This window comes from Streptomyces sp. GL_140, from assembly GCF_057834465.1.
The window spans coordinates 2957817-2979539 of the sequence record NZ_CM174404.1; the positions used below are offsets into that span (position 1 = coordinate 2957817).

Annotated in this window: 19 protein-coding genes; 10 read left to right on the plus strand and 9 right to left on the minus strand. The window is 72.0% G+C overall.

Annotated elements, in window-relative coordinates:
* Nucleotides 1–51: 51 nt before the first annotated feature.
* Nucleotides 52–2637 (plus strand): aminopeptidase N, encoded by a 2586-nt coding sequence (gene pepN, locus AC3IYJ_RS13820; RefSeq protein WP_489401595.1) that lies wholly within the window; start codon nucleotides 52–54, stop codon nucleotides 2635–2637.
* Between the two features lie 114 nt (nucleotides 2638–2751).
* On the opposite strand, the gene AC3IYJ_RS13825 is transcribed toward pepN, so the two are convergent.
* The 4 genes from AC3IYJ_RS13825 to AC3IYJ_RS13840 all read right to left on the minus strand — a co-directional run bounded on the left by AC3IYJ_RS13825 (nucleotide 2752) and on the right by AC3IYJ_RS13840 (nucleotide 6846).
* Nucleotides 2752–3654: a LysR family transcriptional regulator gene (locus AC3IYJ_RS13825; RefSeq protein ID WP_489401596.1), complete on the minus strand. Its 903-nt coding sequence runs from the start codon at nucleotides 3652–3654 to the stop codon at nucleotides 2752–2754.
* A gap of 10 nt (nucleotides 3655–3664) precedes the next feature.
* The gene (locus AC3IYJ_RS13830; RefSeq protein ID WP_489401597.1) at nucleotides 3665–4612 is read right to left on the minus strand and encodes a DMT family transporter; all 948 of its coding nucleotides are present in this window, start codon (nucleotides 4610–4612) and stop codon (nucleotides 3665–3667) included.
* 51 nt (nucleotides 4613–4663) lie between these two features.
* Entirely contained in the window at nucleotides 4664–5605 is a 942-nt protein-coding gene (locus tag AC3IYJ_RS13835) for an EamA family transporter (RefSeq protein WP_489401598.1), read from the minus strand.
* A gap of 101 nt (nucleotides 5606–5706) precedes the next feature.
* Complete coding sequence (locus AC3IYJ_RS13840) at nucleotides 5707–6846, minus strand: MFS transporter (protein ID WP_489402803.1); 1140 nt, start codon at nucleotides 6844–6846, stop codon at nucleotides 5707–5709.
* Here AC3IYJ_RS13840 and AC3IYJ_RS13845 point away from each other — a divergent pair.
* The gene (locus tag AC3IYJ_RS13845) at nucleotides 6811–7059 is read left to right on the plus strand and encodes a hypothetical protein (protein WP_489401599.1); all 249 of its coding nucleotides are present in this window, start codon (nucleotides 6811–6813) and stop codon (nucleotides 7057–7059) included. The genes AC3IYJ_RS13840 and AC3IYJ_RS13845 overlap by 36 nt on opposite strands.
* A gap of 86 nt (nucleotides 7060–7145) precedes the next feature.
* Nucleotides 7146–7658, plus strand: a complete 513-nt coding sequence (locus tag AC3IYJ_RS13850) for a MarR family winged helix-turn-helix transcriptional regulator (protein WP_489401600.1) — start codon at nucleotides 7146–7148, stop codon at nucleotides 7656–7658.
* Nucleotides 7659–7745: 87 nt separating this feature from the next.
* Here AC3IYJ_RS13850 and AC3IYJ_RS13855 read toward each other — a convergent pair whose 3' ends face one another.
* Genes AC3IYJ_RS13855 through AC3IYJ_RS13865 form a run of 3 tightly spaced genes read right to left on the minus strand, consistent with a single transcriptional unit; the run spans nucleotide 7746 to nucleotide 10222 of the window.
* Nucleotides 7746–7985, minus strand: coding sequence for a hypothetical protein (locus tag AC3IYJ_RS13855; RefSeq protein ID WP_489401601.1), 240 nt, complete (start codon nucleotides 7983–7985; stop codon nucleotides 7746–7748).
* A gap of 20 nt (nucleotides 7986–8005) precedes the next feature.
* On the minus strand, nucleotides 8006–10030 hold the full coding sequence (locus tag AC3IYJ_RS13860; protein WP_489401602.1) for a 4-alpha-glucanotransferase: 2025 nt from the start codon (nucleotides 10028–10030) through the stop codon (nucleotides 8006–8008).
* A 12-nt stretch (nucleotides 10031–10042) separates the two neighbouring features.
* A complete protein-coding gene (locus AC3IYJ_RS13865) occupies nucleotides 10043–10222 on the minus strand; it encodes a hypothetical protein (protein ID WP_489402804.1) in 180 nt (59 codons plus the stop codon).
* Between the two features lie 281 nt (nucleotides 10223–10503).
* On the opposite strand from AC3IYJ_RS13865, the gene AC3IYJ_RS13870 reads away from it, so the two are divergent.
* Nucleotides 10504–11709 (plus strand): IS110 family RNA-guided transposase, encoded by a 1206-nt coding sequence (locus AC3IYJ_RS13870; protein ID WP_489399227.1) that lies wholly within the window; start codon nucleotides 10504–10506, stop codon nucleotides 11707–11709.
* 234 nt (nucleotides 11710–11943) lie between these two features.
* On the opposite strand, the gene AC3IYJ_RS13875 is transcribed toward AC3IYJ_RS13870, so the two are convergent.
* Nucleotides 11944–12210, minus strand: a complete 267-nt coding sequence (locus AC3IYJ_RS13875) for a hypothetical protein (protein WP_489401603.1) — start codon at nucleotides 12208–12210, stop codon at nucleotides 11944–11946.
* On the opposite strand from AC3IYJ_RS13875, the gene AC3IYJ_RS13880 reads away from it, so the two are divergent.
* Complete coding sequence (locus tag AC3IYJ_RS13880) at nucleotides 12209–14974, plus strand: beta-N-acetylglucosaminidase domain-containing protein (protein WP_489401604.1); 2766 nt, start codon at nucleotides 12209–12211, stop codon at nucleotides 14972–14974. The genes AC3IYJ_RS13875 and AC3IYJ_RS13880 overlap by 2 nt on opposite strands.
* 27 nt (nucleotides 14975–15001) lie before the next feature.
* On the opposite strand, the gene AC3IYJ_RS13885 is transcribed toward AC3IYJ_RS13880, so the two are convergent.
* Nucleotides 15002–15544, minus strand: a complete 543-nt coding sequence (locus tag AC3IYJ_RS13885; RefSeq protein ID WP_489401605.1) for an HNH endonuclease — start codon at nucleotides 15542–15544, stop codon at nucleotides 15002–15004.
* 260 nt (nucleotides 15545–15804) lie between these two features.
* Here AC3IYJ_RS13885 and AC3IYJ_RS13890 point away from each other — a divergent pair, with 260 nt between their 5' ends.
* The 5 genes from AC3IYJ_RS13890 (at nucleotide 15805) to AC3IYJ_RS13910 (ending at nucleotide 21723) form a co-directional block, all read left to right on the plus strand.
* Entirely contained in the window at nucleotides 15805–16902 is a 1098-nt protein-coding gene (locus tag AC3IYJ_RS13890) for a mechanosensitive ion channel family protein (RefSeq protein ID WP_489401606.1), read from the plus strand.
* A 183-nt stretch (nucleotides 16903–17085) separates the two neighbouring features.
* Nucleotides 17086–18327 carry an ROK family transcriptional regulator gene (locus tag AC3IYJ_RS13895; RefSeq protein WP_489401607.1) on the plus strand — a complete coding sequence of 414 codons (1242 nt, stop codon included), beginning with the start codon at nucleotides 17086–17088 and terminating at the stop codon, nucleotides 18325–18327.
* A 162-nt stretch (nucleotides 18328–18489) separates the two neighbouring features.
* Entirely contained in the window at nucleotides 18490–19827 is a 1338-nt protein-coding gene (locus AC3IYJ_RS13900; protein ID WP_489401608.1) for an ABC transporter substrate-binding protein, read from the plus strand.
* A 4-nt stretch (nucleotides 19828–19831) separates the two neighbouring features.
* A complete protein-coding gene (locus AC3IYJ_RS13905; RefSeq protein WP_489401609.1) occupies nucleotides 19832–20809 on the plus strand; it encodes a carbohydrate ABC transporter permease in 978 nt (325 codons plus the stop codon).
* 5 nt (nucleotides 20810–20814) lie between these two features.
* The gene (locus AC3IYJ_RS13910) at nucleotides 20815–21723 is read left to right on the plus strand and encodes a carbohydrate ABC transporter permease (protein WP_489401610.1); all 909 of its coding nucleotides are present in this window, start codon (nucleotides 20815–20817) and stop codon (nucleotides 21721–21723) included.

Here is a 21723-nt window from a genome sequence, read left to right on the forward strand (position 1 = left end):
TCCCGCGTGGAAGGATGGCGGGTCTACGTCACCATCAAAGGAGATGAACGCGTGCCAGGCACGAATCTGACCCGTGAAGAGGCTCAGCAGCGCGCGAAGCTGCTCACCGTCGACTCGTACGAGATCGAACTCGATCTCAGCGGAGCGCAGGAGGGCGGTACGTACCCCTCCGTCACCACCGTGCGCTTCGAATCCGCCGAGGCCGGCGCCGAGACCTTCATCGACCTGGTCGCTCCGGCCGTGCACGAGGTCGTTCTCAACGGCAAGGCGCTGGACGTGGCCGTCGTGTTCCGGGATTCCCGGATCGCGCTGGGCCACCTCGCCGCCGGTGCCAACGAGCTCCGCGTCGTCGCGGACTGCGCGTACACCAACACCGGTGAGGGTCTGCACCGGTTCGTCGACCCGGTCGACGAGCAGGCCTACCTCTACACCCAGTTCGAGGTTCCGGACGCGCGCCGCGTCTTCGCCAACTTCGAACAGCCCGACCTGAAGGCGACGTTCCGGTTCACCGTGACGGCCCCCGAGGGCTGGACCGTCATCTCGAACTCCCCCACGCCGGCGGCTGCCGACGTCAAGGACAACGTCTGGCGCTTCGAGCCCACCCCGCGCATCTCCACGTACATCACGGCCCTGATCGTGGGCCCGTACCACTCGGTACACAGCTCCTACGAGCGCGCGGACGGGCAGTCCGTCCCGCTCGGCATCTACTGCCGGCCCTCGCTCGCCGAGTTCCTCGACGCCGACCACATCTTCGACGTCACTCGGCAGGGCTTCGACTGGTTCCAGGAGAAGTTCGCCTACGACTACCCCTTCGCGAAGTACGACCAGCTCTTCGTGCCGGAGTTCAACGCGGGCGCGATGGAGAACGCGGGCGCGGTCACCATCCGCGACCAGTACATCTTCCGCTCGAAGGTGACGGACGCCGCGTACGAGGCGCGCGCCGAGACGCTCCTGCACGAGCTCGCGCACATGTGGTTCGGCGACCTCGTCACCATGGAGTGGTGGAACGACCTGTGGCTGAACGAGTCGTTCGCCACGTACACCTCGATCGCCTGCCAGGCCGACGCCGAGGGTTCGAGGTGGCCGCAGGCGTGGACCACCTTCGCCAACTCCATGAAGACCTGGGCGTACCGGCAGGACCAGCTGCCCTCCACGCACCCGATCATGGCCGAGATCCGTGACCTGGACGACGTCCTCGTCAACTTCGACGGCATCACGTACGCCAAGGGCGCCTCGGTGCTCAAGCAGCTCGTGGCCTACGTCGGCACCGACGCCTTCTTCAAGGGCGTCCAGGCGTACTTCAAGGCGCACGCCTTCGGGAACACCCGCCTGTCCGACCTGCTGGGCGCGCTGGAGGAGACCTCCGGCCGCGACCTGACCGCCTGGTCGAAGGCGTGGCTGGAGACGGCCGGCATCAACGTCCTGCGCCCCGAGGTGGAGACGGACGCCTCCGGCACCATCACCTCCTTCGCGGTGCGCCAGGAGGCCCCGGCGCTGCCGACGGGCGCCAAGGGCGAGCCGGTACTGCGTCCGCACCGCATCGCGGTCGGCATGTACGACCTGGTCGACGGCAAGCTGGTGCGCACCGACCGGATCGAGCTGGACATCGACGGGGACCTGACCGTGGTGCCCGAGCTGGCCGGCCGCACCCGCCCGGCCGTCGTGCTGCTCAACGACGACGACCTGTCGTACGCCAAGGTCCGCCTGGACGAGGTCTCGCTGGAGAACGTCACCGCGCACCTGGGCGACTTCGTCGAGTCGATGCCGCGTGCGCTGTGCTGGGCCTCGGCCTGGGACATGACCCGCGACGGCGAGCTGGCCACCCGCGACTACCTCGCGCTGGTCCTGTCGGGCATCGGCAAGGAGACGGACATCGGCGTCGTCCAGTCGCTGCACCGCCAGGTGCGGCTCGCGGTCGACCTGTACGCCGACCCGGCGTGGCGCGAGGAGGGCCTGGCCATCTGGACGCAGGCCGCCCTGGAGCACCTGCGTGCGGCGGCTCCCGGCAGCGACCACCAGCTGGCGTGGGCCCGTGCCTTCGCGGCGACGGCCCGCACCGAGGAGCAGCTGACCTACCTGTCGGCGCTGCTGGACGGCTCGGCCGAGGTCGAGGGCCTGGCCGTCGACACCGAGCTGCGGTGGGCGTTCCTGGAGCGCCTGGTCGCCACCGGCGTCGCCGACGAGCCGGCCATCGCGGCCGAGCTGGAGCGGGACAGGACTGCCGCGGGCGAGCGCCACGCGGCGACCGCCCGTGCGGCGCGTCCCACGGCGGAGGCCAAGGCGCAGGCGTGGGCCGCGGTCGTCGAGGACGACTCGCTCCCGAACGCGGTGCAGGAGGCGGTGATCGGCGGCTTCGTCCAGACCGACCAGCGCGAGCTCCTCGCCCCGTACACCGAGAAGTACTTCGCGGTGGTCAAGCAGGTCTGGGAGACCCGTAGCCACGAGATCGCCCAGCAGATCGCGGTGGGGCTCTACCCGTCCCTCCAGGTCTCCGAGCAGACCCTGGTGACCACGGACGCCTGGCTCGCCTCGGCCGAGCCGAACGCGGCCCTGCGCCGACTGGTCTCGGAGTCCCGCTCGGGCATCGAGCGGGCGCTGAAGGCCCAGGCCGCGGACGCGGCCGCCGCTCGCGCGTAGCGCGCGGATCCGCTCCCGGGGCTCCGCCCCGGACCCCGCGCCTCAAACGCCGGCGGGGCTGGATTTTCCAGCCCCGCCGGCGTTCGCGTGCGGGCCGACCCCGCACGGCTACGGCTACGACCGGCCGTCGGCCACGCTCCGCAGCGCCGCCAGCGCATGCGCCACCGCCGGGGCCGATTCGGAGCCCCGGCGCAGGGCCGCGATGACGTGCCGGGTGGGGCGGTCGTGGGACAGGACTCGGACGGCGACGCCCGACGCCCGGCTCGACACCATCCGGGGAACGAGCGCCACGCCCATTCCCGCCTCGACCATGGCCAGGATCGCGGTCCAGCCCGACGCCGAGTGCGCCTGCTCCGGCACGAAGCCCGCCGCTTCGCAGGCGCCTCGGGTGATCTCCGACCAGGGCCCGCTGCCGCCGTAGATCCACGGGTCGCCGGAGAGGTCCGCGAGGCGCAGCTCCGGGGCTGCGGCCAGTGGGTGGTCCGGGGGCAGGGCCACGTCGAGGGGGTCCTCCAGCAGCGTCATCCGGGTGAAACGGGGGTCCCGGGCGGTCGGGGCATGGGCCGCCAGCGAGAGCGCCAGGTCCACGACCCCGGCCGAGAGCAGCTCGTAGGACTCGGCCGCCTCGGTTTCCCGTACGCGGACCTCCACTCCGGGGTGCGAGCGCCTCAGGGCCGCCACCGCGGGGACCACGAGGACCGGTACGGCGGTGGAGAAGGCCCCGATCCGTACCTCGCCCGCCTCCCCGGCCAGGTACCCGGTGAGTTCGGCGTCGGCCCGCTCCAGCTGCGCGAACACCGCTTCGGCATGGCGCAGCACGAGGTGCGCGGCGTCCGTGAGGCGGACCCGGCGGCCCTGGGCCTCCAGCAGCGGGACCCCCAGCAGCTTGGCCAGGTTGGTCAGCTGCTGCGAAACGGCCGAGGGCGTCATGTGCAGTGCCTCGGCCGTGGCGGTGACGGTCCCCTGGTCGGCGAGGGTCCGCAGGATCCGCAGCTTCTTGATGTCCCACTCGATCATGGGACCGAACCTACCGCCGGGCACCCAGACTCACGCCGCCGAGGATCAGCGCCATGCACAGGAGCTGCGCGGGGCCGGTCTGCTCGCCGATGAGGAGGAACCCGAGTCCGGCCACGCAGACCGGCTGGAGGTAGTAGACGACTCCGGCGCGGGCGGCGCCGATGATCGAGACGGCCTTGTTCCAGGCGAAGAAGGCGACGGCGGAGGAGAAGACGCCGACGTAGAGGAGCATCCCGGCGGTGGAGGGGGTGACCTGGAAGCCGCCCTGGACGCTGACGGAGACGGCGTAGGCGGGGGCCAACATGAGGGCGCCGAGGACGAAGGTGGTGATCAGGAAGGCGAGGCCGCCCAGTTCGGCGGGCTTGCGCTTGAGGAGCGCGCTGTAGGTGGCGAAGGAGAGCGCGGCGGCGAACATCCACAGGTCGCCGGCGGAGAAGTCGAAGCGGATCGAGCCCTTGCCGACCAGGAGCAGGACGCCGAAGGCCGCGAGGGCGAGGCCGAAGGTGCGCCGGGCGCCGAGCCGTTCGCCGCCGAGGCGGGCGTAGAGGGCCATGATGACCGGCGAGGCGGCCATGATCATGCCCATGTTGGAGGCGGAGGTGGTCAGTCCGGCCTGGTGCACGAGCGTGTTGTAGAGGGTGACGCCGAAGAGGGTGGCGACGGCCGTGTAGCCGAAGTGCTTGCGGATCAGGGCCCGCTGCTGCCAGGCCTGGCGGGCGGCGAAGGGTGCGACGGCGACGGTGGCTATCGTCCAGCGCCAGAAGACGGCCTGGACGGGCGGGATGCTGTCCGCCATGCCGCGGGTGGCGACAAAGCTGCCGGACCAGACGACCGTCGCAAGCAGGGCGAGGAGTACGCCGAGACCGGCGGCCCCCTTCTTGTTCCCGGCCTGGTCCGGGGCGCCCTCGTCGCCGTGATGCTGCTGCTCTGCTTGCGGAACGGTCTGGTCGCGGTGCATGACGGCCACTGTGCGTCTCCCCCTCGGGGTCGGGTCGGTCGATTCGTCGTTCTACCGTCGCACCGAGTCACCCGTCAGGTCCATCGAATCATTTCGATCGATTTCTTCAGCAGAACCGAACGATCCCTTCTTGGGGCGCGAAGGCCCGGCCGCCAGCTGCCCCGCGACGGTGGCACCGAAGGCGATCGCCATGCCCAGCACCTGTACGGGCGACAGCGCCTGACCCAGCGCGGCCCAGCCGATGACGGCCGCGGTCAGCGGGGAGAGCGGCCCGAGGAGGGTGACCGAGGTGGCGCTGAGCTGCCCGATGCCGCGGAACCAGAGCCAGTACGCGATCCCGGTATTGATCAGCATCATGTAGCCGTAGCCCAGGAAGGCCCTGCCGTCGAGCGCCGGCGGCGCCCCTTCCACCAGCGCCGCGATCGGGATGATCATCAGGCCGCCCGCGGTCAACTGCCAGCCGGTCATGGCCAGCGGGCCGACCCCCTCGGGGCGCCCCCAGCGCTTGGTCATGACGGTGCCGGCGCCCATCGAGAGCGAGGAGACGACTCCGGCCACGATCCCGATCAGGTCGAGCTCCGCCTCGGCGGTCAGCACCACCATGCTCACCCCGAGGGCCGCCACGATGGCGGCGAGCACGGTCCGCAGCCGGGCCCGCTCCCCCAGCAGCAGCGCGGACAGTCCTACGACGAACAGCGGGCCGGCGGAACCCAGTACGGCCGCGACACCGCCGGGCAGCCGGTAGGCCGAGAGGAACAGCAGCGGGAAGAAGGCGCCGATGTTGAGGCCGCCCAGGACCGCGGACTTCCACCACCACTGCCCCTTGGGAAGGGTCCGGGCCAGGGCCGTGAGCAGCAGCCCGGCGGGCAGGGCCCGCATCACCCCGGTGAACAGCGGCCGGTCGGGCGGCAGCAGCTCGGAGGCCACGGCGTAGGTGGAGCCCCAGGAGACGGGGGCGAGGGCGGTCAGGGCGATGGTGGCGATGCGCTTCATGGCGGGTGACTCCTCGGGCAGGTGAGGAACGCGGGACGCGGGCGGGGTGGGGTGGGGTGGCGCGGGGACCGGGAGGGCGGCGGGCTCGGGGAGCAGCGGGCTCAGACGGCGGCGGGCTCGGGCTGCGCGACGGAACCGGCGGCCGGACCGGCGGCCTCGGCCTTCGGGGCCGCGATCACGGCCGGCGGCTCCGCGTGCACGGCCTCGGCCGGCAGGTGCCGCTCCAGCCGGACCAGCGCCAGGGCGGCGCCGACGGCGGCCACCGCGAGGACGGCCCAGGGCAGGCGGCCGTCGAGGGCGATCAGGGCGGTGAAGAGGGAGGGGGCCAGCGCGGTGGCCAGCGAGTAGGACAGCTGGTAGGTGGCGAGGTAGCGGCCGCGGACGGCTTCGGGGGCGGCGGAGACCGACAGGGCGCCGCCGGAGGGGCTGTGGACCAGTTCGCCGAGGGTGTAGACGACCACGACGGCGAGCAGGGCGACCAGGGTCGCGGTCTGCCCCGGGCGCAGGGTGCCCAGGACGATCTGGGCGACGAAGGCGGCGGCGAAGAGCAGGGAGCCCAGCGCGGCCGAGCGGGTGCGGCGGGCTCCGGAGCGGCGGACCCGGCCGGCGACCAGGACGCCGATCCCGGCGCACAGGACGGTGTTGACGGTGAACGCCGCGCCGGTGAGGGAGGCGGGGCCGTGCAGCCAGGTGGAGATGTAGAGCGGGAAGAGCACCGACAGGGCCGCGTAGCCCAGCGCCGTCAGGAAGTTGGCGCCGGTCAGGGCGAGGAAGGGGCGGTCGCGCAGCACCATGCGGTAGCCGGCGGGCGGGCGCTCGGCGGAGGGGGCGGACGGGGCGGACGGGTTGACGGGGTCGCGCACCGGCCGGACCCGGGCGACGAGCAGTCCGGCGAGGGCGAAGGCCAGGGAGTTCCCGTAGGCGGTGTAGGCGAACCCCTGCGTCCCCCATACGGCCAGGACCCCGGAGACGAGCAGGCCGCCCGCGCCCATGCCGGCGTTCTGCAGGGCCCGGATGGAGGCCTGGAGCCGGTCTCGGGCGGCGCCACGGGCGACTTCCCCGATCAGGGACTGCTGGACGATGGCGAAGGAGCGGTCGGCCAGGGCGGTGACCAGGGCGACGGCGGCGAAGGCTGGCAGTGAGCCGGCGAGCGGGTAGAGGGCGAAGCCGAGGGCCCGGATCGCGTAGAGGGCCAGGTTGACCCGGTGGGCTCCGAAGCGGTCGACGGCCGAGCCCGCCAGGGCATGAAGCCGAGGCCTGCCAGGCCGGTCACGGTCAGCACCACGCCGACGAGCGTGAAGGACAGGCCGGTGACCTGGTGGAAGAAGACCAGCGAGAACGGCACGTACATGCCGATGCCGATGGCGCTGATCCCCACTCCGGTGAGCAGGGACCGCTCCCCCGTCACCCTCTCCTGCTTGCTCTTGACCGCCATGTTCTTCTCCCCCGAGTAGGTCGCTTGTAAGTAGCTTACCGCTAAGCTACTTATCGTCAAGTAACTTTCTTGCAGACAACCGAGTGGAAGCCGGATACTGCGCCCATGACCGAGCACACCCCCGCGGCCGACGGCTCCGACGCCGTCGACGCGATCGCCGCCCAGTGGTTCGCGGTACGACCCGACCTGGACACCGCCCCCATGGCCGTGTTCGGCCGGATCTACCGGATCGCCAAGGCCATGGGCGACGCCATGGAACGGACCTACAACCGCTACGGGATCTCGCGCGGCGAGTTCGACGTGGTGGCCACCCTGCGCCGGAGCGGAGCCCCGTACACGCTCTCGCCGAGGCAGCTCTCAGCCACCCTCATGCTCACCACGGGCGGAATGACGGGACGGCTGGACAAGCTGGAGAAGGCCGGGCTGCTCTGCCGCAACCCCGATCCGCACGACCGGCGGGGGCTCCAGGTGACGATCACCGACCGAGGTCTCGCGCTCATCGACGAGGCGGTCACGGCGGGCCTGGAGGTGCAGCGCGCCGCGCTCACGGGGCTCGACGACACGGAGGTCGCGGCGCTCACCGGGCTGCTGCGCAAGCTGCTGGCAGGGGCCCCGTAACCGGGACCGGGTACGACTGAGCGCCGGAGGTCCGTGCGGACCTCCGGCGCCCCGGAAGTGTCGAGTGGAGCGAAGACCCCGTCGGGGTCAGCTCTCCTTCTGGTCCTTGCGCGACTTGTCGCCGACGATCACCAGACCGGCGATGACCAGGAACAGCACGATCGGCGCGGCCACGTACAGGCCGAGCGTGTCGGCAATGCTCAGGCCCGGCCCCGGGTCGTCACCGTCGTCGCGGGTGAGCGCGAGGGCGGGAGACGTCATCAGCAGCATCATCAGCGTCGTTCCGGCCGTGACGGCGCCGGCGCGCAGAGCGTTCTTCTTGTCCACGGTGCAAACGTAGCGAACACCTAAACGACGCGCGCGCCCGGGGGTGCCGTACGGGGCTGCGCCCCGCCCCGCACCGCGCTCAGCAGGGCGTTCGCGCGCGGCGAGGCGGCCAGCGCCTCCAGGGTCAGCGGCCGGCCCTCCGCGTCGGCGACCGGCAGCCGCCAATTGGGGTACTGGTCCCAGGTGCCGGGCAGGTTCTGCGGCCGCCGGTCCCCCACCGCGTCGGGGAGCCAGACCCCCACCAGCCGGGCCGGGGTGCGCAGCAGGAACGCGTACAGGGCCCGTACGGCGGCCTCCTCGCCCTTGGTGTCCAGGCCGAGCCCCTCCAGTACGTCCAGCCAGCGCGCGGTGTCGGCGGCGTCCTCGGCGCGCTCCCGCTCCAGGGGGCGGGTCAGCAGGCCCAGCCGGTCGCGCAGTTCCACGTGGGATCCGGCGAGTTTGGCGGCCGTGGGCGGCAGGTCGTGGGTGGTGGCGGTGGCCAGGCAGTCGGACCGCCAGCGCGCCGGCTCCAGCGGTTCCCCGTCGCCGCCCCAGTCCCGCTCGAACCAGAGCACCGAGGTGCCCAGCACCCCGCGCCGGGCCAGCGCCTGACGGACCCCCGGCTGCACGGTGCCGAGGTCCTCGCCGATGACCAGGGCCCCGGCCCGGTGGGCCTCCAGGACCAGCAGGGCCAGCATCGCCTCCCCGTCGTAGCCGACGTACGCGCCCTCGGCGGGCGGGGTCCCCTCGGGGATCCACCAGAGCCGGAAGAGCCCCATGACGTGGTCGATGCGCAGGGCGCCGGCGTACCGGAACACCCCGCGCAGCAGGGCCCGGAAGGGCGCGTACCCGGTGGCGGCCAGCCGGTCGGGGCGCCAGGGCGGCAGCCCCCAGTCCTGGCCGCGCGCGTTGAAGGCGTCCGGCGGGGCGCCCACGGAGCAGTCCTTGGCGTAGAAGGGCAGGCCGAAGGTGTCGGAGCCCTGCGGATGCACCCCGACGGCCAGGTCGTGGATGATGCCGACCGCCATCCCGGCGTCCTTGGCGGCCCGCTGGGCGGCGGCGAGCTGGGCGTCCGTCAGCCAGACCAGCCAGCGGTGGAAGTCGGTCCGGGTCTTCGGGTCGTCGCCGGCGTGCCCGGCGCACCAGGTGGCGTGCAGGTCGAGCTCCGCGCCCTGCTCGGCGCGGAAGTTCCCGTAATCCGCCTCCCGTTCGGGTGAGCGCGGGACGGTGTAGAGCAGCTCCAGGGCGGCCCGCTTGAGGGCCCACACGGCGTCCCGGTCGATCAGTGCGCCCTTCTCCAGCACCTCGCGGCGCAGCTCCCCGCCCCGGGCGGCCAGTTCGGCCAGTGCCTCGCGGTCCGGGCAGTCGGCGTACTCCGGGACGTCCTCGATCCGCAGGTGCACCGGGTCGGGGAAGCGGCGCGAGGAGGGGCGGTAGGGAGAGGGGTCGGTCGGGGTGCCGGGCACGGCCGCGTGCAGCGGGTTGACCTGGATGAACCCGGCTCCGTGGACCCGGCCCGCCCAACTCGCCAGCGCCGCCAGGTCTCCGAGGTCGCCCATGCCCCAGGAGCGTTCGGAGAGCAGGGAGTACAGCTGGACGAGGAGCCCGTGGGTGCGCTCGGGCGCGGCCGGGGCCCGGTCGGGGGCCACGATCAGGGTGGCGGACGCGGTGCGGCCGTCGGGGGCCTCGGCACGGAGCCGGTGCACCCCGAGCGGCGGCTCCCGCAGCGCTCCCCCGGGCTCTTGCGGCGAAGCCGCCTCCCCCGACTCCCCCGCCCCCTCCTCCGGCTCCAGCCTCAGGAGGGTGCCGGGCGGCAGCGCGCCCAGCTCCACCGGCGGCCTCGACCCGGCCCACCACACCAGCACCTGCGGCAACAGCCTTTGCGCCGCCTCGCGTTCGGCCCCGGCCACCCCGGCACGCAGCGACTCGGGGGTGTCGGTGTCCACTCCCAACTGCCGCAGCACGGCGGCGATGGTGGCCTCGGGGACCCGGACCGTGACGTCCTCGGCGGGCTGGTAGGTGGTGGCGACGCCGTACAGGGCCGCGAGCCGGGCGAGGTCGTCCATCTGGATCCTTGTCTAGTCACCCGCCGCGGCGGCCGCGGCGGCGGTGGTCGGCTCGCTGGTCAGCGGGGCCTCGTCGGTGAGCGGGGGCTCGCTGGTCAGCGGCGCGTGCGCGGAATCGGCGAGCGGGGGCTCGCTGGTGAGGGGGCCTTCGACGAGGGCGAGCCCCTCGGAGGGTCCGCCCTGCGCGGGCAGGTGGGCGAGCGGGCGGGCTATCCGGTCTTCGACGGTGTTCACGGCAGGCACTCCTTACGTTGTTGGTGGGTTGATTCCGGTCACTCGTAGGATCGGAAGACCCGGGGATGTCGGGTGTGGCTGTGGTTCTCCAGCCCAGTGGTGGCTTCAAAGGATTGGCCGCCCGGCATCCCGCGACGACTCGACCACTCATTGGGATGCGCGCGACAAGATCGCTTGGTAAGGACACGCTGGCGAGGTCGTCTGCTGGGACCGGTACTGGAACGACTTCGGAGGTGACCGTGCCCGAACTGTGGGCCGGAACAGACGCGGGCAAAGCCGAGCATCACTGCGTGGTGATCGACACCGACGGCCAGCGGAAGCTGTCGCGACGGGTCGCCAATGACGAGACCACACTGCTCAAACTGCTCGCCGACGTACTGGAGCTGAGCCAGGGTGAGCCGGTCACCTGGGCGATCGACCTCAATGCCGGCGGTGCCGCATTGATGATCGCCCTGCTGACCGACAACGGACAGCGGGTCCTCTACATCCCCGGCCGCACCGTCCACCACGCCTCCGGGTCCTACCGCGGCGACGGCAAGACGGACGCGAAGGACGCCTTCGTCATCGCGGACCAGGCGCGTATGCGCCGCGACCTGCAGACCATGCACCGCGGCGACGACATCGCCGTGGACCTGCGGATCCTCACCTCGCGACGCCTGGACCTGGCCGCCGACCGCACCAGGACGATCAACCGGATGCGGGCCCAGATGCTGGAGTACTTCCCCGCCCTGGAGCGGGCCTTCGACTACAGCACCTCGAAGGCATCCCTCGTGCTGCTGACCGGCTACCAGACCCCCGCGGCCCTGCGACGCATCGGAAAGAACCGTCTCGCCGAATGGCTGAAGAACCGCAAGGTCCGCAACTACAAACTCGTCGCGGACACCGCGATCGAGGCCGCCGAAGCCCAGCACACCGCTGTCGCCGGGGAGAAGCTGGCCGCAGTCGTCGTCGCCAAGCTCGCGAGGGAGGTGATGGCCCTCGATGAGGAGATCGCTGAGACCGATGCCCTGATCGAGGGCCGGTTTCGCGACCACCCACACGCCGAAGTCATCCTGAGCATGCCCGGCATCGGCCCGGTCCTGGCTGCGGAGTTCATCGCACACACCGGTGGCGACATGAGCGTCTTCGGCAGTCCCGACCGTCTCGCCGGCGTTTCCGGCCTGGCACCCGTCCCCAGGGACTCCGGACGGATCACCGGCAATATGCGCAGGCCACGGCGGTACTGCCGCCGCCTGCTGCGGGTCTTCTACATGTCCGCCCAGGTCGCCGCCCGATGCTGCCCCACCTCGAAAGCGTTCTACACGCGCAAACGAGCCGAGGGCAAGAACCACAGGCAGGCTGTCATCGCCCTCGCACGGCGCCGATTGAACGTTCTGTGGGCCCTCATACGCGACGGCCGAGCTTTCGAGATCACCGCACCGCCCAGCCCTGTCACGCTGGGATGAAACGCTCACAGTGCGCCACCGGGCGAGCTTGACAACTTCATTGGGAATCCTTTGTGCGTGAGGATCTGTCAGAACCATGGAACACCGCCGGAGAACATCGCAGCCATACCCAGTCGGACGCACCGCATTCCTGGCGTATCCAGGTCAGATCGCCCTCGGGCGTTGACACCCCGGCCGTACGGATGGTGGGCTCGGGCTCATTCGTACGAGCGGGGGCGACTCGGGACGCGGAGGCTACGTGCAGCTCAGGGGCAGCAAGCGGGCGACGGCCGCGGCCGTCGCGGTGATCGGGACGCTGCTGGGCGGGTCGGTGGTCGTCGGTCCGCCCGGCGCCTTCGCGGCGCCCTCGACACCCGCTCCAGCCCTCGATCCCTCGGCCGTTTCTATAGCCGCACCCGCCCTCGACCCCGCGCCCGCTCCCGTATCCGTACCGGAGAGCGGCTCCGATCCGGCGCGGGCCGCCGCCGAGGGGCCCGCGGTGTGGCCGCGCCCGCGGTCCATGGCCGCGGATCCGGCCCGAGCGGTGCCGCTGGGCGCCGAGGCCGTACTGGTGCTGCCCGCCGACGCGGACCCGTACGCCGTCCGGGTGGTCCGCGCGGCCCTGCGCGGGGCGGGGGTGCGGACCCTGCACGAGCGGGCCGACGGACAGCCACTGCCCGCGGGGATCCCCGTCGTGCAAATCCAAGGGCCGGATGCGGAAAGGGCGTTGACCGAGCTGGGCGCGGCCGGGGCCGGCGACCTGCCGGCCGGCGGGTACCGGCTGGCGGTGGGCCGGGCCGGCGGGCGGGACACGGTCGCACTGGCGGGCGTGGGGGACGACGGACTGTTCCACGCCGCCCAGACGCTGCGTCAGCTGATCGCCTCCGGCGCCGGAAAGGTTCCCGGGGTGCTCGTGCGGGACTGGCCGACCGCGCCCGTACGCGGGATCACCGAAGGGTTCTACGGGACCCCGTGGACGGCCGCGCAGCGGCTCGAACAGGTCGAGTTCATGGGCCGCACCAAGCAGAACCGGCTCCTGCTCGCGCCCGGCGACGACACCTACCGGACCACGGACTGGCGCCGGGACTACCCGGCGGAGCAGGCGGCGGAGCTGCGGACGCTGGCCGAACGGGCCCGCGCCAACAAGGTCGTACTGGCGTGGGCGGTGGCGCCCGGACAGTCCATGTGCCTGTCGCGGGCGGCCGACCGGGCGGCGCTCGCCCGCAAGGTGGACGCCATGTGGGACCTCGGATTCCGGGCGTTCCAGCTGCAGTTCCAGGACGTCAGCTACACGGAGTGGGGCTGCCGGGCCGACCGGGAGCGCTACGGGAAGGGCCCGGCGGCGGCCGCGAAGGCGCACGCGGAGGTCGCGGGCGAACTGGCGGCGCACCTGGCCGCGCGGTATCCCGGGGCGCCCGCGCTGTCGCTGCTGCCGACCGAGTACTACCAGGACGGCGCGACGGCCTACCGGACCGCGCTGGCCGGGGCCCTGGACGGCAGGGTGGAGGTCGCCTGGACGGGCGTCGGCGTGCTGCCGCGCACGATCACCGGGCGCGAACTGGCCGGGGCGCGCTCCGCACTCGGGCATCCGCTGGTCACCATGGACAACTACCCGGTCAACGACTGGGATCCGGACCGGATCTTCCTCGGCCCGTACGCGGGGCGGGACCCGGTGGTGGCGGGCGGTTCGGCGGCCGTCCTGGCCAACGCGATGCCCCAGGGCACCCTGTCCCGGGTCCCCCTGTTCACGGTGGCCGACTTCGCGTGGAACCCCCGCGGCTACCGGGCCGACGCGTCGTGGGCGGCGGCCGTGGCCGACCTGGCCGGCCCGGACCCCAGGGCCCGGGAGGCGCTGTCCGCGCTGGCCGGGAACACCGCCTCCTCCGGGCTCGCCCAGCCGGAGTCGGCCTATCTGGCGCCGCTGGTGGAGGAGTTCTGGCGGACGCGCTCCGCCGGAGATCCGGCGGCGGGGGAACGCCTGCGGGCCGCGTTCCGCGTGCTGCGCGAGGCACCCGACCGGCTGCCCGGCCTTGCCGGGGAGGCGGGTCCCTGGCTGTCCCGGCTCGCGCGCTACGGGGCGGCCGGGGAACTGGCCCTGGACGTCCTGCAGGCGCAGGCCCGCGGGGACGGGGCGGCGGCCTGGCAGTCCTCGCAGGCCCTCTCGGCCGCCCGCAAGGCGCTGTCCGACACCGCGGCGGGCGACGTGCGGGTGGACAAGGCGGTACTGGACCCCTTCCTCTCCAGGGCGGCGGCCGAGGCCGACGCGTGGACCGGCGCGGCCCGTCCCGCCGGGAACGTCTCCAAGGCCGCGGACTCCTGGACGGTCCAGCTGTCCGCCACCCGGCCGGTGTCGACGGTGACCGTCATGACCGACCCGCTGCCGACCGGGAGCCGGGGCGCGGCGATCGAGGCACACGTACCGGGCGAGGGCTGGCGCAAGGTCGCGGAAGCGGCGGCTTCCGGCTGGACGCAGGCGGACGTCGGCGGCCTGCGGGCCGACGCGGTCCGGCTCACCTGGTCGGGCCCGGCTCCGGCCGTGCACAGCGTGGTCCCCTGGACGGCGGACGGGCCCGAGGCCCGCTTCGAACTGGCCGGCACGGTGGACGCCGAGGTCGGCGGGGCCGCGGCGCGGGTCCCCGCGGAGCTGTCCGCGCTGCGGCCCGGGGAGGTCCGCGGCCCCCTGTCGGCGGCCCCGCCGCCGGGGATCGAGGTCCGGCTCCCGGAGGTCGCGGTGGCGCCGCGCGGCACTCGGGCGGTCGTCCCGGTGGAGGTCGCGGTGGCGGCCGGCACCGCCCCGGGGACCTACGAGGTGCCGGTGACCTTCGGCTCCGGGGCCGGCTCCGAGACCCACGTGCTGAAGGTCCGCGCCTACCCGCGCACGGCCGGCCCGAACCTCCTGCGGGGCGCACGGGCCACGTCCTCCGCGAACGAGACCCCGGACTTCCCGGCCTCGGCCGCCCTGGACGACTCCCCGGCGACCCGCTGGTCCTCCCCCGCGACGGACGGAGCCTGGTGGCAGGCCGAGCTCCCGGCGGCGGCCCGCATCGGCCTGCTGCGCCTGCGCTGGCAGGAGGCGTACCCCTCCCGCTTCCGGGTGGAGACCTCGGCGGACGGGGTCTCCTGGACCCCGGCGGCGTCGGTCTCCTCCACGGGCGGAGTGGACACGGTCCACCTGACGGCGGTGGAGCCCGCGCGGTTCCTGCGCGTCACCTGCGACGCGCGGGCCACCCGCTTCGGCTGCAGCCTGGTCACCGCGGAGGCCTTCGCGGCGGCTCCCCAGGGGTGACGGCCTGCCCCGGCCGGGGCGGTCCTGTCAGGACGCCGCCGCCGTGACTCCGATCCTGTCGAGGGCGTCTTCCGCGCCGTACGGCTGGAGGTAGGGCATCCACTGGGGGTCCCGGTGTCCCGTGCCGATGATCCGCCAGGCCAGTCCGGACGGCGGGGCCGGCTGGTGCCGCAGGCGCCAGCCCAGGTCCACCAGGTGGCGGTCGGCCTTGACGTGGTTGCAGCGGCGGCACGCGGCGACGACGTTGTCCCACGCGTGCTGGCCGCCCCGGCTGCGCGGGACGACGTGGTCGACGCTGGTGGCGACGGCTCCGCAGTACATGCAGCGGCCGCCGTCCCGGGCGAAGAGTGCGCGCCGGGTGAGCGGAACGGGCCCCCGGTAGGGGACCCGCACGAAGCGCTTGAGCCTGACCACGCTGGGAGCGGGGAGGGCTCTTGTCGCGCTGTGCAGAAAGGCGCCGGATTCCTCCAGGGAGATCGCTTTGTTCTCCAGGACGAGGACGAGCGCGCGGCGGAGCGGTACGACGCCGAGGGGCTCGTACGACGCGTTGAGGACCAGGACGTGCGGCACGGACTGCCTCCTTGTACGTCGGCGGCGCGTGGCTCGCGCCGGGACGATCTGCCTTCCAGTCTCCCCTTATGGCTGGTCGAAACGCCACCACGCGCCCGTAACGGGTCCGAGGTGTTTTCGACCACAAACGCTTCATCCCCGCGTGAGTCTGGTCTCTCCCTCGAACACGGCAACAAGCTCGGCCGAGTGCCCCGTTAGGGTGGTTGGTCTGCCCGCCACCCCGTATCCCGGGCAGACCGCTATATCTGGAGGTCCCCGCCGTGCCCAGGCCTGCCGCCCTGTTCCCTCTCGCAGCCGACACCCCGGACGCTTCCCAAACGATCAGAGAGACCCACGAGAGCGTCACCAACGCCGCCAGTTTCATCGAGGAGAACTGGGCCGGATGGCTGTACCTCGGCCTGCGGATCCTCCTGATCCTGGTCATCGCCTTCGCCCTGCGTTCCGTGGTCCGCAAGTCCCTGACCAAGCTCATAACCCGGATGAACCGCGGCGCCGAGGCCGTCGAGGGGACCGCGCTGGGCGGGCTGCTGGTCAATGCCGAGCGGCGCCGCCAGCGGTCCGAGGCGATCGGGTCGGTCCTGCGTTCGGTGGCCTCGTTCCTGATCCTCGGCACGGCCGGTCTGATGGTGCTCGGCGCGCTCGACATCAACCTGGGCCCGCTGCTGGCGTCCGCCGGTGTGGCCGGTGTCGCGATCGGTTTCGGCGCCCGCAACCTGGTGACCGACTTCCTCTCCGGCGTGTTCATGATCCTTGAGGACCAGTACGGCGTCGGCGACAAGATCGACGCCGGGGTGGCCTCGGGCGAGGTCGTCGAGGTGGGGCTGCGCGTCACCAAGCTGCGCGGGGACAACGGCGAGATCTGGTACGTCCGCAACGGTGAGATCAAGCGGATCGGCAACCTCAGCCAGGGCTGGGCCACGGCGGGCGTGGCCGTGCAGGTCAAGCCGACCGAGAGCCTCTCGCAGATCCGCGAGGTGGTCCAGGGCATCGCCGAGTCCATGGCCAAGGAGTCCCCCTGGGACGAGCGGCTGTGGGGCCCGGTGGAGGTGCTGGGTCTGGACGAGGTGCTGCTGGCCTCGATGACGGTGAAGGTGTCGGCGAAGACGATGCCGGGCCAGCAGTTCGCCGTGGAGCGCGAGCTGCGCTGGCGGATCAAGGACGCCTTCGACACCGCGGGCATCGGGATCGTCGGGGGCCTGGCGGCTCCCGCCGAGGACGAGGCCCCGGCCGATCCCTCGGCCGCCGTCGCTCCGCCGTCGGCACTGGCGAACCCGGCTTCGCCGCAGTCCCTGGCGACCGCGGCGATCCCGCCGCCGGCCGTAGGCGGTCCGGGTTCCGTTCCCCGGATCACCAAGTAGCCCCTCCCCGCCCGTCACCCGTACGCCGCTGCCCCCGCAGGTCCCGCCTGCGGGGGCAGCGGCGTGTTCACGGCGCTCTCGGACAACGGTGGGAGCACGGTATGGGCAGTGCCATTGACACGACTCACACGCTGATAGGAAACTTACCTAACAGTTCACCTCGGTGAGGGAGAAACGCACCCCATGCCAGCAGTCACCCCTGGTACGCCCAGCCTGTTGCGCGCCCTGAACGACCGGGCCGCGCTCGAGCTCCTGCTGACGCACGGTCCCCTGTCCCGGACCCGGATCGGGCACCTCACCGGCCTCTCCAAGCCCACCGCCTCCCAGCTGCTGGCCCGCCTGGAAGCCGCCGGGCTGGTCGTCGCCACCGGCACCGCCACCGGGCGCCCCGGCCCCAACGCCCAGCTCTACGCGATCAACGCGCGGGCCGCGCACGTCGCCGGACTCGACGTCACCCCGGGCCGGATCCTCGCCTCCGTCGCCGATCTGACCGGCGAGGTGATCGGCAGCCACGAGCTCCCGTACGTGCCGGGCACCGGCCCGGTCGAGCAGGTCGGCCGCGCCCTCGGCGAGGCCGTCAAGGACGCCGGGCTGCACTTGGGGGACGTCCACCGGGTCGTCATCGCGACCCCCGGCTCCTTCGACCCCCGCACCGGGGTGCTGCGCTACGCCGACCACCTGGCGGGCTGGCAGTCCCCCACGCTCCTCGACGAGCTGGCGGCGGCCCTGCCGATGCCGGTCGAGTACGAGAACGACGTGAACCTCGTCGCCGTCGCCGAGCAGCGCCTGGGCGCCGCCCGCGGACACGAGGACTTCGTCCTGCTGTGGAACGAGGAGGGCCTGGGCGCCGCCCTGGTGCTCGGCGGCCGGCTGCACCGCGGCTGGACCGGCGGCGCCGGCGAGGTCGGCTTCCTGCCGGTCCCCGGCCATCCGCTGGTCCGCCAGGTCACCCGGGTCAACTCCGGCGGCTACCAGGAACTGGCCGGAGCGCAGGTACTGCCCTCGATGGCGGCCCGCCTCGGCGTCGAGGCCCCGGCGGCCCCGTCCGGGTCGGTGCACGGCGCCGTGCACGGCGCCGAGTCCGGGGCGATGGTCGCCGCGGCCGCCGCGCTGCTGGCCCAGGCGGCCGCCGCTCCCGAGGGGGCCCACCTGCGGCTGCTGCGGGAGTACGCCACCGCGCTCGCCACCGGACTCGCCTCGCTGGTCGCCGTGCTGGACCCGGAGATCGTGGTCCTCTCCGGTGCGCTGACCATCGCGGGCGGGGAGCCGCTGCGGGAGCTCATCGAAGCCGAGCTCGCCGATCTCGCCCCGTCCCGGCCCCTGCTGGTGACCGGCGAGGTACGGGAACGGCCCGTACTGCGCGGGGCGCTGGAGAGCGCCCTGGCCGCCACCCGCGACGAGGTCTTCGACACCTCGCGCCGCTGAACCGCACCACCGGCACCTCCCGTGCCACCCCCGCACCACCGTCCCGCCCCCGCAGCTCCCGCCCCGCACGCAGTCCCGTAGGCCGGCAGTCCCCGCAGGCCCCGTACACCCCACCCGCAACACCCCTTCAGGAAGTCCCCCCGCGCAGAGAGTGACTCCGTCATGCCCAGAACCCGCCGCCTGACCGCCGCAGCCGTCGCCGTCGCCGCGATATCCGTACTCGCCACCGCGTGTACGGGTTCCACCGCCAACACCGCCTCCGACGACGACCCGAACAAGGAAGTCACCCTCAACTTCTGGCACGGCTGGTCCGCCCCGAGCGAGATCAAGGCCATCGAGGACAACATCGCCCGGTTCGAGAAGACGCACCCGAACATCAAGGTGAACGTCACGGGCAACATGACGGACGACAAGATCAACCAGGCGCTGCGCGCGGGCGGCGACAAGGCCCCCGACGTGGTCTCCTCCTTCACCACCGACAGCGTCGGCAAGTTCTGCAACTCCGGCGCCTTCGCCGACCTGAACCCCTTCCTGAAGAAGTCCGGGGTCGACAAGGAGAAGGTCTTCCCCAAGACCCTCCTGCAGTACACCCAGTTCAACGGCAACCAGTGCACGCTTCCGCTGCTCAACGACGCGTACGGCCTCGTCTACAACAAGACCGCCTTCGACGCCGCCGGCATCAGCGGACCGCCCAAGACCTGGAGCGAGTTCGAGGCGGACGCGCAGAAGCTGACGGTGTCCAAGGGCGATTCGTACGAGCAGCTCGGCATCATGCCCACCTTCCACGGCTACGAGACCGCCCCCCAGCGCATGGCCGCCCAGTGGAGCCCGTCCTACTTCGACGCCCAGGGCAAGTCGAACCTGGCCAAGGACCCCGGCTTCGCGAAGATGCTGAACGCGCAGAAGGACCTGGTCACCAAGCTCGGCGGCTACGAGAAGCTGGAGAAGTTCCGCACCACCTTCGGCGACGAGTGGAGCGCGGAGCACCCCTTCCACCTCGGCCTGGTCGCCATGCAGATCGACGGGGAGTGGCGGGCGGCCATGGCCAAGGAGGCCGGCGTCAAGTTCGAGATCGCCACCGCCCCGATGCCCGTCCCCGACGACCAGCTCGCCGACTACGGCAAGGGCTACCTCGCCGGCACGATCATGGGCATCTCCTCGGCGAGCAAGAAGCAGAACGCGGCCTGGGAACTGACCAAGTACATGACCACCGACACCGACGCGGTCGTGGACTTCGCCAACGCCATCCACAACGTGCCCTCCACGCTGGCCGCGCTGGACTCCCCCAAGCTCCAGGTGACCCCGGAGTTCAAGACCTTCATCGACATCGCCAAACACCCGAAGTCGACCACCACCCCGGCGCAGGCCGACGGCGGCACCTACCAGCTGACCTTCGCCGACTTCGCGTACTCGGTCGAGAAGGGTGACGTCGCGGACATCGCGGCCGGTCTCGCCAAGACCGACCAGCAGATCGACACGGACATCGCGAAGGCGAAGTAGCCCCATGAACGCGACGGACACCGCCCCCACCCCCACCCCCGCCGTCTCCCCCGAACTCCGCGCGAAACGCCGCAGGTCGGCGCTGCGCACGGCGGCCTTCATGTCGCCCTGGCTCATCGGGTTCAGCGTCTTCTTCGCCTACCCACTGCTCTCCACGGTCTACTTCTCCTTCACCAAGTACGACGGCTTCCGCCCGCCGGTCTTCAACGGGCTGGACAACTGGTCGTACGTGTTCACCGACTATCCGCTGTTCTGGCCGGCCATGCGCAACACCCTGTGGCTGGTCCTGGTGATGGTCACCTGCCGGGTGGCCTTCGGGCTCGGCGTCGGCCTGCTCATCACCAAGATCAAGCTCGGCGCGGGCCTCTTCCGCACCCTCTTCTACCTGCCCTACCTGGCCCCGCCGGTCGCCGCGACGCTGGGCTTCGTCTTCCTGCTCAACCCCGGCACCGGCCCCGTCAACATCCTGCTCGACTCGGTCGGGATCTCCGCGCCCGGCTGGTTCACCGACCCCGACTGGTCCAAGCCGGCCCTGACCGCGCTCGCGGTGTGGGGGGTGGGCGACCTCATGGTCATCTTCATGGCCGCGCTCCTCGACGTACCGAAGGAGCAGTACGAGGCCTCCGAGCTGGACGGGGCCGGAGCACTCCAGCGCTTCCGCCACATCACCCTGCCGAACATCTCCCCGATCATCCTGTTCGCGGTGGTCACGGGAGTGATCCAGGCCATGCAGTTCTACACACAGCCCCTGGTGGCGGGGAAGGTCGCCTCCGGCCACATCGGCGGCTCGGGCCAGCAGATGGAGCCCGGATACCCGGACAAGTCCACGCTGACCCTGCCCCAGGTCATCTACAACGTCGGCTTCCAGCGCTTCGACTACGGCGCCGCGTGCGTGGTGGCCCTGGTGCTGTTCGCCCTCTCCATGGCCTTCACCGCGCTGCTCATGCGTCGCCGCGGCGGGCTGATCGAAGCAGGTGACTGAGGACCATGACTCAGCTGATCGACCGCAGCACGACCCGGCCCCGGAGTTCCGGTAGCACGGATTCCGCCCAGGCCGTACGGACCGCGCGCCGCAAGGCCGCACTCCACTGGATCGCCGTGCACAGCCTCGGAGTCGCGGCGGCGCTCTTCTTCATCATGCCGTTCGTCTTCCTCTTCCTGACCTCGCTCATGAGCGACCAACAGGCCCTGACCCGCAACCTCTGGCCGCACACCTGGGAGTGGGGCAACTACGCCAAGGTGTGGAACACCCCCGGGTTCCTGACCTGGTGGCGCAACACCCTGCTCTACGCGGGCCTCGGCACCCTGCTCACCGTGGTCTCATCGGTGCCCGTCGCCTACGCGCTCGCCAAGTTCCGCTTCCGCGGCCGGCGGCTGTCGCTGCTGCTCGTGATCGCCATGATGATGCTGCCGCCCCAGGTGGTCGTCATCCCGATGTACCTCTTCTGGGCCAAGCAGCTGGACCTGTCCGGCACCCTGTGGCCGCTGATCATCCCGATGGCCTTCGGCGACGCCTTCTCCATCTTCCTGCTGCGCCAGTTCCTGCTGACCATCCCCGACGAGTACCTGGACGCCGCCAAGGTCGACGGCTGCGGCGAGGTGCGCACCCTGCTGCGAGTGGTCCTGCCGATGGCCAAGCCCGGCATCGCGGCCATCGCGCTGTTCCAGTTCTTCTGCGCCTGGAACGACTACTTCGGCCCGCAGATCTACGCCTCCGACAACCCGGCGGCCTGGACCCTCAGTTACGGACTGGAGTCCTTCAAGGGCGCCCACCACACCAACTGGAATCTGACCATGGCCGCGACCGTGCTGGTCATGGCCCCGGTGATCGTCCTCTTCTTCTTCGCCCAGAAGGCGTTCGTCGAAGGCGTCACCCTGACCGGAGTGAAAGGCTAG